Genomic DNA, 13,999 nt, shown 5'->3' with positions numbered 1-13,999 from the left:
TATTAGTCTTTAACGACCACGTCATCGGTACGACGGTGACGCTCAGCCCAGAATGAGCCCAACGCTGTAATCAGGGAGATTGCCACGAGGATGATAACTCCAGGAATCGAGCTTGGCGTCTCGTTTGAAGCGTTCATTGCAGTCGCGATAAACGGCAGGAGTCCGGAAATTGCTCCAGCGATGTTTGCAGCGATAGCGACGCCGGAATAGCGGACGTTCGCTGGGAAGATTTCGGACAAAAGAACGCCGGAGACAGAGTAGGTGCTCGTTACTAACGAGAGGCCGAGACAGACAGCCACAGTTAACAAGGCTGCGTTTCCAGAGTCGATCATTGCCCAGATGGGATAGGCCATGACAGCAGTTGCAATACCTCCCCAGCCCATTACTTTGCCTGGCCCGATCTTCTCGCCGAGCCGGCCAAAGTAAAGGTTGATGAAGATCTGGCAAACAGCGGCAGCGAGCGTCGCATTGACTACCGTTTGGCGCTCGAAGTTCAAGGTGATTGTGGCGTAACTGATGGTGTAGGTGGTCAATACGAAGAACCCGCCGATTCCGAGCAGGGCTGCTGCAGCGGCAAGAACTATTTGCCCGAAGTGCTCGGTAAATAGTTCTTTGAGGGATCCTTTGTGTTTCGCTTCATCTTCTTCTGCTTCCTTCTCCAAGGCTTGATAGACCGGAGATTCCTCTACTTTTGTGCGGATATAAAGCGCAATTGCGAGGAATGGGAACGCGATCAAGAAAGGAATGCGCCAACCCCAGCTTGAAACTGCGTCATCAGGCAGCATGAGGATGAGGGAGAAGACGCCAGAAGAAAGGAGCGTGCCAGCGGGCGAGCCAATTTGGACGAATGCGGCGTAGCGCCCTCGCTTTTCTGCAGGTGCGTGTTCAATTGCCATCGTGGTGGCGCCGCCCCACTCGCCACCAACTGCAATTCCCTGTACAAGACGTAGAACGGTTAGCGCAATCGGAGCCCAAATGCCGATTGAATTGTAATTAGGTAATAGGCCGATTAAGCCCGTTGCTACGCCGATAGCGACAATCGAGATGAGAAGTGCTGGGCGACGTCCCATCCTGTCGCCGATCTGGCCGAATAAAATTGCGCCAAAAGGTCGAGCAAGGAAGCCAACGCCTAGCGTCGCGAAAGACGCGAGAGTTGCTGTGGTTTCGCTGGCGTCGGAGAAGAAGAGGTCATTGAAGACCAATGCTGAGGCGGTGCCGAACAGGAAGAAGTCATACCACTCAAGCGCGGTACCAATGAATGCTGAGCTAGCAATTTTGAATACGTCTTTGGAGTTGACTTCGACTTGCTCGGGGGTTGAAGACTGAGTGTCTAGGGGAGCGGTCGGGCCAGTCAAGATATTCCCTCCTGTCGTTAAGGTGTGGTGTGGATAACACAATAACGGTGGAGAAATTGTAGCGGGATGAAAAATATAAAAGTTGGGATTTTTTCCTGCGGATTGAACATGGGCTGTGCAATTGCACAGCCCATGGCTTGAAGGGCGTGTTTGCCGTGTGGATCGAGAGGCGGGGGAAGAGGATTAGAAAGTGGTTACCGGTTTATAGTTGAGCGCGAGAATGACTGCGGCAGCGTCGTAAGGACGCGTGACGTCGTAGCCTGTTGCATCTGCGAATTGGCTGAGCCGATTGATGACAGTGTTGCGGTGGCAGTAGCTGATGGCTGCTGTTTGTTTGATTGAGCCGGTGCGAAGATAAGCTTCTACAGTTTCTAGGGCCGGGGAGTTGGAATTGCGTAACTTCGTAATATCGGCGCTTAGCTCGTTTTGCTTCGAACCGGGAAAAGATGCGAGTGCGCTTCCTGCAATTGCCCAAGATAGTTCATGGGCTGGGGTCGGCTGTGTGGGCGTGCGTGAAGCCTCAAAGAGTTTGGGGCTAGCTAGTACTGCATCGCGGACATTTGCAAGCCCTTCGACCTTACTGAAAACAGCGCTGGGTAATGCTGGAATGTTCGGCTGATTCTCGGCGCTTATGGGCCAGAAAGCGGTGAATAAACCATTGTGCGGATAGCCGAAGATCTTTCCTTCCGCTGTTGCAAGTTCGAGTGCGTCTCGAGCTTTCAAGGCGCTGTTTGCGTGGAAAACGACGACTTTGAAATTGCTATGTGCGTCGCAGCCTATTGCTTGGGCTATTTCCTTGATTGTGATGGTGTCAATGGAGGCGGAGGAGAATAATTTGTCGAGATGGCGGGCGTTGGCTAGGCGTAAATCTTGCGCAATACGGGCATTTTCTCTCCGGAAGCCATCGCGAACGAAGAAATTGTATTTTGCGACCGCATTGTGCAGTTGGTCCACGTGAGAGATAAGTACTTCTTGGTTTCCTCCGGCGGCTTGACGGATGCGGTTCCAAATCACCAGAAAATCCAGTTGAACTGCATCTATGAGCGTGCTGATGGGGACGCCTTGCTGCGCGCGTCTGCGTCCTAAGGCGTCTGCATGCTGGCGAAAAGTCGTGTCGTCCAGTGTGCCTGCGATGGCCTCCATCAGCATGGTGAGCACCTCAAAAGCAGTGCGGCGAAGTTCTTTCTCACTGACAGGGGAGTTGCCATAGCTGCCAAGACTGCTGAAATCAGCAATGAAGTCATCGACCAATCCTGGGATGTCTGACTGAACTTCTTTGAGGATTCTTTCCCAATCGCCATCGTGCATATGCACAACACTACTGGCTAAAGGGTGGGAAAATGACTCAATTTGTGGGAAATGACTGTGCAGCTGCCCTTCTTCGCTTAGTGTGACTTGCAGCATAAGTAAGGAGGAGTGAATGAATCAGAATCAAATCACTATCATCTACGATGCTCATGTACTGACTCAGGATCCGTCTTACCCTGAAGCGCATGCGATTGCCTTCGCGAATGGGAAGATACTTGCCCTTGATGATGCTGCGTTAGCTCTTCCGGGTGAACGTTGGGATGCACAAGGAAAAGTCCTTACCCCAGGGTTTAACGATGTGCATTCGCACTCCGTGTGGTTCGGGCAAACGCTCATGGAAGTTGATTTGTCCAAGGTTGTTAGCGCGCAAGATGTATATGATGCAGTTGCCTCCGCTGAGCCTTCTGGCGAATGGATTATTGCTTCGGGCTTCGTCGCATCTAGCTTGGGTGGACAGACCCTTGAACTTAGCGAGTTGGATCGCGCGGCCGCTGGACGTCCGCTTCTTATCAAACACAACTCTGGCCATGCTTATACCGTTAATACTCGTGCACTCGAATTAGCGGGAATTGATCCTGCGGCGCCGCCGACAGTAGAAGGCGGAGAATTCGTTCGCGATTCAGCTGGTCGATGTACTGGTTTGCTGGACGAAAATGCGATGCGCCCGATTCAGCAGGTGCTTTTGCCTGAATCTCAAACTGAGATTTCAAGTGCATTGGAACGAGCGCACCAAGTTTACCTCGAACGAGGAATTACGTCAGTTACTGATGCTGGTGTAGCGGGCGGATGGATTGGACATAGCCCTCGCGAGATTGCGGCTTACCAAGCTGCTGATTTACAAGTCCGTACGCAGGTAATGGTGACCATGGATGTTCTCCACGAACTCGATGGGCATCAAACTGATGGCATAGGTTGGGGTATCGACGCCGGCATCCGAAGCGGGCTCGGTAACGAATGGTTGCAAATTGGCCCCACCAAGATTTTTACGGACGGCTCCCTGCTTGGGACTACGGCTGCGATGACGGAAAATTATGAGTGCTGCCAGCATTCAGGCTATTTTCAAGGCGACCCGGAGCTAATCAAGCGTAATGCCTTAATGGCAGCGGGCGCCGGATGGTCACTCGCTTTACACGCAATCGGTGATGCTGCGGTTGACTTCGCGATTGAAACGCTCGAAGAAGCCATTCGTGTGCACGGCGCACCCAAGATTCCGCACCGAATCGAACATGGAGGCGTTGTTAGAGCAGAACAGATTGATCGCTTGGCGAAGCTGCCTGTAGTTCTGGTCCCACAGCCGTATTTCATTAAAGAATTCGGTGATGCAATGGCGCAGAAACTCGGTGCCAAGCGTGTAGAGCTGTCTTATCCAGCTAAGCGTCTCCTTGATGCCGGAATGACTCTGCCTGGTAGTTCAGATCAACCGGTGACGCGTGGTATCCCACTCGAAGTCATGCAAGCTTTCGCGCAAAGAACTACTGCTGCGGGCAATGAATATGGGCCTGCAGACAAGATCACCGTATCTGAAGCTCTTTACGCGTATACCGCGGGTTCAGCGGCAGCTACAGGCTGGGCAGGTCGAAAGGGACAAATAAAGCCCGGGCAGCTCGCGGATTTCGTTCTGTTGGGCTCGAACCCACTGGAAACACAAGTGGAAGCGCTATCTGAGATAGAAATTCTGGCGACTGTGGTCGGTGGCGAACTTCGCTACGGAAGCTTCTAAAACCCAAAAAATCTAATACACATTGCGAATTAACTCGGAAAGGAATACATAATGCGAGCAACAACTGATGAACAGTACCTGGCGGACTTTCGTGAGATGTCGGCGAACGGCGCGACTGCGGGAGGTGGCGTCGAAAGGCAGGCTGCGAGCGAAGGCGACCGCGTTAATCGTGCGTGGTTTGCGCAGGTGCTGGAGTCGATGGGTGCGCGCGTGCACTACGACGAGATTGGCAATCAGTACGGTCTCTTCGAGTTCGTTCCGGACGCGCCTTTTGTAGGCCTGGGTTCGCACCTCGATTCACAGCCTTTGGCCGGGCGCTATGACGGTGCATACGGCGTGCTGGCGGCAGCGCATGCGGCAAACCGGGTGGCCCGCCATGCGGAAGAGGGGAAGATTTCGCCGCGTTATAACCTGGCCGTAATCAACTGGTTCAACGAGGAAGGCTCGCGTTTTTCTCCGTCCATGATGGGCAGCTCCGTGTTCACCGGAGTTATGCCGTTGGAAAAGGCGCTGGAATCGACGGACCTTGCAGGAACCACCGTGGCAGAGGCTTTTGAGGAAGCGAAATGGACCCCGGTCGAGCAGGCCCCGAAGGTGGTTTCCTATGGCGAAATCCATGTTGAACAGGGCAAGGGTTTGGAGGCTGCTGGCAACACCATCGGCCTGGTGACCGCGACCTGGGGCGCGAAGAAGTTCCAGGCGGTAGTGCACGGTGAGCAGGGACATACCGGTTCCACCATGATGGTGGATCGTCGTGATGCGCTGTTTGGCGCTTCTCTCATCATTGCCGAAGTACAGCGTTTAACGCGAGAGTTTCCAGAGTTTGAGCTTCAGGCATCTGTGTCCCAGCTGACCTTGGAGCCAAACTCGCCGGTGACCATTGCCCGTGAGGTGCGCTTCAATATCGACCTACGCTCGCCGAATAGCGAGACGCTGGAGACCGCGCAGAAGCGCGTTCGGGAGATTATTGCGGCAGCGGAAGAAGAGTCCCGTACCCGTGTTGAGCTGAACACTACCCATGAGTGGGCGCTCAACCCGTATCCAGAGGCCGGTGTGGAACTTGCGCGTGAAGTGGTTGAAGAGCTGGGCTATTCTCACCAGGAGATCTTCACCGTGGCTGGGCACGACTCGACGAATATGAAGGAGCACGTACCGACCGTCATGCTCTTTATCCCAAGCGTTGACGGCGTCTCCCACAATGAGGCGGAATACACCAAGGATGAAGACTGCGTTGCAGGTCTTGATGTATTTACCCACGTGGCAGCGCGCCTGGTTGAGGGCGCGCTGACCTAAAACACCTGGCTCGAGTTACTTGTCCAGCGGCGTTACCTGCGCGCTTGCCAGCCGCCACGGCCCGCGATTACAACGGTTGCCGGTTTTATAGCATTCCAATCGGCAGTAATTTCGCGGGATACGCGAACCTCAATTGAGGCGGTCTGCGCGTTGAACATACTCTAAGACCCCAGCAGCCCCGGATAAAGCGCAGCGAAATCTTGCCAGCGAGAACCTTCTGATCCAGAATCGGGAAGTAGCTTTCGCCCCAGCTGCCGATGTCGCTTGGCAGCAGCGTGAGGTTGTCAGCGTGCCCGTATTTTACGAGTTGTTCGACGTCATCGCCCTCGTTGAGCGGACGGTCCATCACGATTTCGCCGTTTTCTACGCGGGCGATCATTCCCACTGGGCTGACCCACTCGCTCTTTCCAAAGCCACCGAGGTAGGAACCCCCAAACGATGACCCGGAGCTAAACCCTTGGGCAGTAGGCACGACCGTGCTGTTTAAGGACAGAGCGACGATTGCAGTTACGGCAAGAGGACGGAGCAATTCCTTAGTCATCTCGAAAGCCTTGCCTCGAGGAAGCTGGTACCGCACTGTTCTCTATCTCTCTTTGCGCGTTCTCTCAAACACACGCGCAAATTATGAGCCCTCAAAACCCAGAAACCGGCGCAAGAACGCTGTGCAAAAGATAGTAGGTTTGTATATCGTTAGATTTTGCACAACGAAAGCGCCCAGGTCTTCGAAAAGGCTCTGGGCGCTATCGCTGTCTCTCTCTAAACGCCTCCGATTATCAGCCAAGGCTGCCCTCCGGAAGCTGAGGGGTTCTCTCTATCTCTCTCATGCGCTCTCTCAAACGCACAACAAAAGTATGAGGCATGCAGCTGGCACAGCAATGATGTGTGGCTGTTAGGTCGCTGGGACTGCCTGTGCAATCACTGGCGGTTTATGGAAGCTTGCCGTTTGCCTCTAGTCCTTGCCCATTAGTTGATGCGGTTGCCGCTTTCGCGGTCGAAGATATGCACGTTCGAGGTATTTGGCTTCAGCCAGATGGTTTCGCCGATGCTTTGATGGCTGCGCGGTTCCACGAGCACACCGGTATTGCCACCCAGACGAGTAGTGGAGCTAAACACCGTGCCGTCCTCGCCAGTGAGATCGCCGTAGAGGTAGGACTCGTGGCCAAGTTCCTCAACATGGTGAATGACAAACTTTACGCCGCCTTCGCCTTCAGAACTCTGCTTCCAATCTTCAGGGCGAATGCCCACCGTAAGTGGACCTTCTGGCGCTTGCTCGAAACCCCAGCGGCGCAGAACGGAAGCGTTGATGTCATAGAGGTTCATTGCAGGCGATCCGATGAATCCCGCGACGAAGGTATTAGCGGGACGGTCATAAATTTCCCGAGTTGGTGCTACTTGTTGCAGAACACCCGCATTTAGTACCGCCACGCGGTCGCCCATGGTCATAGCCTCTGTCTGGTCATGGGTGACATAAACCGTCGTGGTACCGAGGCGTCGCTGTAATTCGGAAATCTGCGCACGGGTAGATACGCGCAGCTTGGCATCGAGGTTAGACAGTGGTTCGTCCATGCAGAACACCGCCGGTTCGCGCACAATAGCGCGCCCCATCGCTACGCGTTGGCGTTGGCCGCCCGACAAGTTTGCAGGTTTGCGGTCGAGTAGGTCTTCCATCTGCAGGATCTTCGCCGCTTCCTGAACGCGCTCCTTGATGAGGGCTTTGTTCATCTTCCGGTTTTCCAAGGCGAAGCTCATGTTCTGGGCAACGGTCATGTTGGGGTAGAGGGCGTAGTTCTGGAAGACCATGGCAACATCACGATCGGATGGGCTAACGCCCGTGACGTCCTTGCCGTCGATGCGGATGGAGCCGGAATCGGTTGGCTCCAGTCCAGCGAGCATGCGAAGACTCGTTGATTTTCCGCAACCAGACGGTCCGACGAGCACAAGGAACTCGCCGTCGGCGATGTCGAGGTTGAGCGAATCGACAGCGGGGCGTTCGGCGTCCTTGGAATAAATCCGCGAGACACCATCAAAAGTGACAGTTGCCATGGTTTCCTCTCAGTTCAGGTACGAAGACGGGGCGGCGAGATGAATTACTTCTTGATGACCGGCTTGACCTGGTTGTCGTAGATAGACTGCAGTGTCTTTTCCAGATCGGTTAGGGTCTTCTTGACGTCATCGCGGTTGGTCACGATCTTCTCGAAGGCACCGCCGATTTCCTGATCGGCGCCGGGGAGGAATACACGTGCGTAATCCTGTGGACGGGTATCCGGTAGCTGTTCAATAGCAGTCTTGAAGTTCGGGTTTTCTTCCATGAACTTCTTTTGCTCATCCAGTTCCATTGCAGTCTTGCGCACGGGCATGTAACCGACGTTCTGCGACCAGTAGGAAGTGTTTTGGTCGTTGGTTACAAAGTCGATGAACTTGATCGCTGCGATTTGGCGATTCTTGTCGATGCCGGCTGGGATAGCCAGACCAGCTCCGCCGGTTGGGCAAGCACCATCGCCGTTTGGGTTAGGCAGGAACGCGGTGCCCAAGTCGAACTTGGCGTTTTCGGTGATGCCGCTGAGATCACCGGTGGACAGCACCGTGGCAGCGGCGCGGCCGGTGGAAAATTCCATCGCCATATCGTTGCCCACGTAGGAGTAGCCTTCTTTTTCATCGGTGACCTTCTTCAGCCACTCGACGGCTTCGATGGTCTTGGGATCAGTGAACTTGAGCTCCCATTCATCGGAGTATGCGCCGCCCTTGGACCACAGCGGCCCCTGGAAGATCCAACCCAGGTAGTCAACAGCATCGCCCCAGCCAAAGGCTTGCATATCGGGGTTTGCATCCGCGAGCTTTGTAGCCCACTTATCCATCTCGTCCCAAGACTTTGGTCCGCGGTCAGGTAGACCAGCCTTCTTCCATGCGTCCTTGTTGTAGTAGAAGAGCGGAGTAGAGCGGGCAAATGGAAGTGCAAAGTGGCCGCCGTCGTAGGCGTAGTCCTCATACAGTGGCTGCACGTAGGAGGAAAGGTCGACGTTTGCTTCCTTGGCGAGCTCGTCGACGTTCGCGATCTGACCGTTGATAGCGAAGTTGTACCACCAGACATCGGAGAGAACCACGATGTCGGGAAGGTCGCTGCCGGTCAGTGCCGCGTTAAACTTTTGGGCTGCTTCCTCGTAGTTCTTGCCGGCATCAATCAGGTTGATTTTGATGTCCGGGTTTTCTTTTTCGAAGCGGGAGATGATCTCGTTCTCGATGTCCTTCGAGGAACCCGGGTGGTTGGACCACCAGGTCAGCTCGGTGACTTCCCCGGAACCAGAGGAATTCTTCTTAGCTTGTGGGTCAGTGGAGGAAGTGCCTGCGCAGGCAGTCAGAGAAACCGAGGCGGTGCTCAGTGCAAGAACAGAGAGGAATGAACGGCGGTCCATGAATTAACTCCTTGTAGAAATAGAAAGATTAAACGGCGAGCGTGGTTGAGGTAGCCATCTGCGGCTATCCCTTGACGGCACCAGTGGTAAGGCCCTTGATCATGTATTTCTGAAGGGCCAGGAAGATGATGAGAATCGGAATGATGGTGAGGATGGTGGCGGCCATAACTGGACCCCAGTTGGTGACGCCGTCGTTGTTTTGCAGCATGGTTAGACCCACCTGTAGCGGCGCGACGTCGGCAGTATCGGACATCAAGAATGGCCACAGGTATTGGTTCCATTCGTTGACGATGGTGATCACTGCGAAGGCTGTCAACGTTGGCCAAGAGATCGGAAGCAAGACCTTTGTCAGCAGGCGAATAGGTCCAGCGCCGTCCATTCTTGCGGCCTCAACCAGTTCAAAGGGCAGCGATAAGAAGTGATTGCGCATCAGGAAGGTGCCGAATGCGACGCCAGCCAAAGGCACGATGATGCCTGTGAAAGTATTTCGCCAGCCCAGCGCGTTGACCAGTGCGTAATTGGAAATGACGGTGATTTCGGAAGGCACCATCAGCGCTGAAATGACTACTAGGAAGACGATGTTGCGACCCGGAAAACGCAGGATTGCCAGCGCATACGCAGAAATCACGCCAAGCACGATCTTCAGCACAGACAGCACAGCTGTGATGAGCACCGAGTTGCGCAGGTACGTCCAGAAAGGAACGCGGGTGGTTGCGTCTTTGTAGTTCGCGGTTTCCCAGCTGGGGGGAAGCCAATTTACTGGATCTGTGTAGATGTCGCCTTTGGCTTTGAAGGAGGTCATCAAAATCCAAAACAGCGGTAGGCCAACCAGCAGGAGGACGGCGACGATGCCGATGTATCCAAAAACTTTTTTCAGGGTGTTATCCATTTAGGCTTCGCTCCCATTAGTGGTTTTGCTTGTCCATGATGCGTACCTGAATCAAGGTGATGATTAGCAAGATCAAGAACATAATTGTGGCGGCGGTAGCGCCGTAGCCAGCGCGGAAGTTCACGAAGGTCTCTTGATAAATCTGGAACACAAGAGTGGTAGTGCCGTTACCCTGTGGGCCGCCACGGGTCATTACGTTGATGATGTCGAAGACCTGTACAGAGTTCAGTGTCACCGTAATCGAAAGAAAGAATGTAGTGGGACGAAGCTGTGGCAGCGTCACGCGGCGGAAACGCGTCCAAGTGGACGCACCGTCGATAGCCGCGGCCTCGTCCAAGTCCTTGGAAAGGCCTTGTAGAGCAGCCAAATAAATGACGAAGGTATAGCCCAGGTTCTTCCACACGAAAGTGAAAGTCACCATGAACAGCGCCCAACCGGGTATTGCATAGAAGTTAGGACTTTCAACGCCTACCCAACTGAGCATCTCTTGAATAAGCCCGAAGTTGGGATCGAAGATGAACTGGAAAGCAATGCCGATGGCAGCTCCGGAAATTGCGAAAGGTGCGAAGACCACCGATCGGGTGAAATTGCGGCCCTTCAAGTTTTGATTGAGCAAGAGAGCTAGCGCGAGCCCCAATACCAGGGAGCCGATTACGGCAAAGAAAGTAAAGATGAGGGTATTCGCGATGATGGTCTTCGTATCGTCGCGCGTGAACCACTCAACGTAGTTCTGAAAACCTACGAATGTCGACGTTGGGCTCGAGATATTCCAGTTAAAAAAGGAAAGCCGGATATTGTCGATGAGTGGGCGATAGGTAAAGATTCCCAACAAAATGAGGTTGGGGGCTAAGAGTACTAGCGCGAGCCACCACTCTTGACGCTTTTTCCCCTCTGCTTTCTTGCGTAAAGCAGCTGTATCGGGACTATGCTCCGATTGTTTAATAACCACTTTGGAGAAGCTAGGCTGAGAAGGTTAAAACCCGCTACCGGTGGGGTGAAAACTTAGCTAACTAAAGATGAACGAAAAAATACTCAAGAACTAAGGCAAAGTAGCAGTGCCTCCGCTCGAATCACGGGGTTGGCAAGATCGATGCCGCACAGGGCTTGGACCTTTTCGATGCGGGCGCGCACGGTGTGGCGGTGCACGCCCAGCTCGCTGGCAGCGGCGGCGAGCTGGGCGTCGGCAAGCAAGTAGGTGCGCAAGGTGCGCAGCAGCTCCGTATTGTGTGCGGCGTCATGGTGCTTAAGCTTTCCGACGATCGAGGCGCGGCGCTTTCCCAAGGCCTCGTGGACTGCGGATTCACCGAGCCAGGCGGGGGCGTCGGAGCTAAACTCCGCCATGGTTCCAGGAGGCAAGCTGCGCGCGTGGGTCTTCAGGGCCGTTACGCGGTCGGCGCTGATTTCCTCCCACGGAGTGTCCTTGAGCACGGATACCTGCAAGTTTTTGGCGTACCGGCCGAATAGTTCCTGTGCATCGATGGTTTCGGGAGGCAAGGCAATGAGTGCGCTTTCCGACGCCGTGCCTTCCAAAGGCAGCACGAAGCAGGCATAGCCGCCTTTGTTTGCCGCACGATGCACCAACCCCAACGCGCGGCTAAGACGCGTGGGGGAGTCGGCCTGCACCAGGCAGAGGTGGAGACGGCCGTGGGAGGCCACCGAGTTGAAAGCGGCGTCTAAAGCCGTGGCGCCAAGCGCAGGCGTGGTGCCGGAGACCTGCGTTGCAAGGGCGAGCGCACCTAAGACGATGCGGGCCGAAGAGTCGCGGTTTTGCAGCAACATCTCCGCCAAGCCGGCAAGGTGGCGGGTCAATGCGCGGTCATAAGAGTCGAATTTTTGCTCGCGGGATACCGCAAGCGCGATGCGCCGTCGGCCGTGGGTATTAAACACGTTGGTGATGGTGGCGATAGTCGTGCCGTCTTTGGTGATGCTCGAGCGCGCGCCTGAAGTCCGTCCCGAGCTTTGGCTTGCCGCGGCAATAGCGAATTCGGCGGCGGAAAGTTCGCCTAAGTCGTGACGATTGATGACGTTTCCTGAATCGTTAGCCACGGCCACGGCAGCGCCGAGTTCTTTCGACGCCCGCTCCAGCAGCGCATTAGTGCCATTCGACGCCGCCTGATTCAAACGCTCCTGTTGACGGTGCAAGGTGAACTGGAGGTTGTTCTCAATGCGCGATTGCTCCGTAGTCACCGTATTGATGATCGAGATGAAAGGCGTGGCGCGGGGGACTTCAAAAAGCGTTAGGTGGTGGCGCGCCGCGGCGTCGATAAGCTCTTGCGGAACCGTGGAGAAGGTCAGGCCAGTGCCGAAGCCAATGGCACCCACGCCCGCTGCCGCCAGGGTGCGCGCATAGACGGAAAAGTCGCTGGGCGAGTGCTCGAAGGCCAGTCCCAAGGTCAAGATGATGGCGCCCTGAGTGGTGAACTCGCTGGGATCGCGCAACTCGCTGGCTTGGATGGTGGTGAACTCACGCGGGCCTTCGAGAATCGGGCGCAGGTTTAGTTTGCGCTGGTTAAACAGCCATTGAAAGCGAAGCTCGCTCATTGCCGGGTCCTTCTTGCAGCAACTCGTCGATAGACATAGTGAATAGTCTTTTACCCAAAATATATACGCGTTGTCTATGGCCTGTGGCTAGTTGTGACATCCACAATGATTCACATCACAAAGCAAGACGATTGAAGGAGAATCATGCAGGAACTTGAATACCGCATCGAGCAGACCCGCCACCTCGCGCAAGAGGTCCCAGGGCCAGCCAGCGCTGCTCTTGATGAGCGCCGCAAGAACGCCATCCCAGCTGGCATGGCGCCTGCGCTGCCGGGCTATGTCGTGGACGCTGATGGTGGCATCCTCGCCGATGCAGACGGCAACCGTTTCATTGACTTGGCCTCCGGCATCGCTGTTACCTCCGCGGGCGCTTCCAACCCGGCCGTCGTCAAAGCCGTGCAGGAGGCCGTCGCGCACTTCACTCACACCTCTTTCACTATCTCCCCGTACGAGTCCTACGTTGAGGTCGCTGAAAAGCTCAACGAGGTTACTCCTGGCGATCACCCGAAGAAGACCGCGCTATTCAACTCCGGTGCGGAAGCAGTGGAAAACGCCGTGAAGATCGCCCGCAACTACACCGGCAAGCGCGGCGTCGTGGTCATGGACCGCGCATTCCACGGCCGCACCAACCTGACCATGGCCATGACCGCAAAGCAGTCTCCGTACAAGAATGGCTTTGGCCCGTTCGCGCCGGAAATCTACCGCGCGCCGATGTCCTACCCGCTGCGCGACCAACTCAGTGGCGAGGAAGCCGCAAAGCGCACCACCACGATGATCGAGCAGGAAGTTGGCGCAGCCAACCTCGCTTGCGTTGTGGTCGAGCCAATTCAGGGCGAGGGCGGCTTCGTTGTTCCGGCTGAGGGCTACCTGCCAGCTATCCAGAAGTGGTGCAACGACAACGACGTCGTCTTCATCGTTGATGAGATTCAGGCTGGCATGATGCGCACCGGCACCTGGTTCGCTTCCGACCACGAGGGCATCGTCCCTGACCTGGTCACCATCGCCAAGGGTATTGCTTCCGGCATGCCGCTTTCCGCAGTGACCGGCCGCGCGGAGATTATGGATGCACCGCAGCCAGGCGGCCTGGGCGGCACCTACACCGGCAACCCTGTTTCCTGCGCCGCAGCGCTGGCCACCCTCAAGGAATTTGAGGAGAAGGACTTTGGCACCCGCGCGCTGAACCTGGAAAAGATTGCCCGCGAGGAGCTGGAGCCAATCCTGGGCAACGAGCGCGTCGCCGAGTTCCGCGGCCGTGGCGCCATGCTTGCACTCGAGTTCGTCACCGCTGATGGCGAGCCAGACTCCGAGCTCGTCCACAAGATTGCAGATGCCGCAAAGGCAGAGGGCGTCCTCATCCTCACCTGCGGCCTTGACCACAACGTTATCCGCTTCCTGCCTTCCCTGGCCATCCCGGAGGATCTGTGGCGCGAGGCCCTGCAGGTAGTGGTCAAGCAGTTCAACGAGTACAAGTAAGTCCGGGCTG

The 13,999-nt window shown here is 55.4% G+C and carries 11 protein-coding genes; 3 read left to right on the top strand and 8 right to left on the bottom strand.

Features of this window, described 5'->3' with window-relative positions:
• Positions 1-2: 2 nt before the first annotated feature.
• Together HMPREF2888_RS02615 and HMPREF2888_RS02610 are read right to left on the bottom strand one after the other, a co-directional pair.
• A complete protein-coding gene (locus HMPREF2888_RS02615) occupies positions 3-1,355 on the bottom strand; it encodes an MFS transporter (protein ID WP_070432400.1) in 1,353 nt (450 codons plus the stop codon).
• Between the two features lie 183 nt (positions 1,356-1,538).
• Positions 1,539-2,663 carry a helix-turn-helix domain-containing protein gene (locus HMPREF2888_RS02610; protein WP_070497582.1) on the bottom strand — a complete coding sequence of 375 codons (1,125 nt, stop codon included), beginning with the start codon at positions 2,661-2,663 and terminating at the stop codon, positions 1,539-1,541.
• Between the two features lie 112 nt (positions 2,664-2,775).
• Here HMPREF2888_RS02610 and HMPREF2888_RS02605 point away from each other — a divergent pair, with 112 nt between their 5' ends.
• Together HMPREF2888_RS02605 and HMPREF2888_RS02600 are read left to right on the top strand one after the other, a co-directional pair.
• A complete protein-coding gene (locus HMPREF2888_RS02605) occupies positions 2,776-4,383 on the top strand; it encodes an amidohydrolase (RefSeq protein ID WP_070455522.1) in 1,608 nt (535 codons plus the stop codon).
• Between the two features lie 51 nt (positions 4,384-4,434).
• Positions 4,435-5,676, top strand: a complete 1,242-nt coding sequence (locus HMPREF2888_RS02600) for a M20 family metallo-hydrolase (RefSeq protein ID WP_070432403.1) — start codon at positions 4,435-4,437, stop codon at positions 5,674-5,676.
• 85 nt (positions 5,677-5,761) lie between these two features.
• Here the strand turns inward: HMPREF2888_RS02600 and HMPREF2888_RS02595 are convergent, their stop codons facing one another.
• The 6 genes from HMPREF2888_RS02595 to HMPREF2888_RS02570 form a co-directional block, all read right to left on the bottom strand.
• Entirely contained in the window at positions 5,762-6,217 is a 456-nt protein-coding gene (locus HMPREF2888_RS02595; RefSeq protein WP_141744808.1) for a hypothetical protein, read from the bottom strand.
• A 422-nt stretch (positions 6,218-6,639) separates the two neighbouring features.
• Positions 6,640-7,719: an ABC transporter ATP-binding protein gene (locus tag HMPREF2888_RS02590; RefSeq protein WP_061920917.1), complete on the bottom strand. Its 1,080-nt coding sequence runs from the start codon at positions 7,717-7,719 to the stop codon at positions 6,640-6,642.
• 44 nt (positions 7,720-7,763) lie between these two features.
• Entirely contained in the window at positions 7,764-9,086 is a 1,323-nt protein-coding gene (locus HMPREF2888_RS02585) for an ABC transporter substrate-binding protein (protein WP_070518192.1), read from the bottom strand.
• Positions 9,087-9,150: 64 nt separating this feature from the next.
• The gene (locus HMPREF2888_RS02580; protein ID WP_070518190.1) at positions 9,151-9,975 is read right to left on the bottom strand and encodes a carbohydrate ABC transporter permease; all 825 of its coding nucleotides are present in this window, start codon (positions 9,973-9,975) and stop codon (positions 9,151-9,153) included.
• A 16-nt stretch (positions 9,976-9,991) separates the two neighbouring features.
• A complete protein-coding gene (locus tag HMPREF2888_RS02575; RefSeq protein ID WP_371326264.1) occupies positions 9,992-10,924 on the bottom strand; it encodes a carbohydrate ABC transporter permease in 933 nt (310 codons plus the stop codon).
• A gap of 83 nt (positions 10,925-11,007) precedes the next feature.
• Positions 11,008-12,516: a PucR family transcriptional regulator gene (locus tag HMPREF2888_RS02570; RefSeq protein WP_070518189.1), complete on the bottom strand. Its 1,509-nt coding sequence runs from the start codon at positions 12,514-12,516 to the stop codon at positions 11,008-11,010.
• 144 nt (positions 12,517-12,660) lie between these two features.
• Here HMPREF2888_RS02570 and gabT point away from each other — a divergent pair, with 144 nt between their 5' ends.
• Positions 12,661-13,989, top strand: a complete 1,329-nt coding sequence (gene gabT, locus HMPREF2888_RS02565; RefSeq protein WP_070518188.1) for a 4-aminobutyrate--2-oxoglutarate transaminase — start codon at positions 12,661-12,663, stop codon at positions 13,987-13,989.
• Positions 13,990-13,999 lie beyond the last annotated feature (10 nt).

The organism is Corynebacterium sp. HMSC077D03 (genome assembly GCF_001808545.1).
GTDB lineage: Bacteria > Actinomycetota > Actinomycetes > Mycobacteriales > Mycobacteriaceae > Corynebacterium > Corynebacterium simulans.
This window is presented reverse-complemented; position numbering and strand designations above follow the sequence as displayed.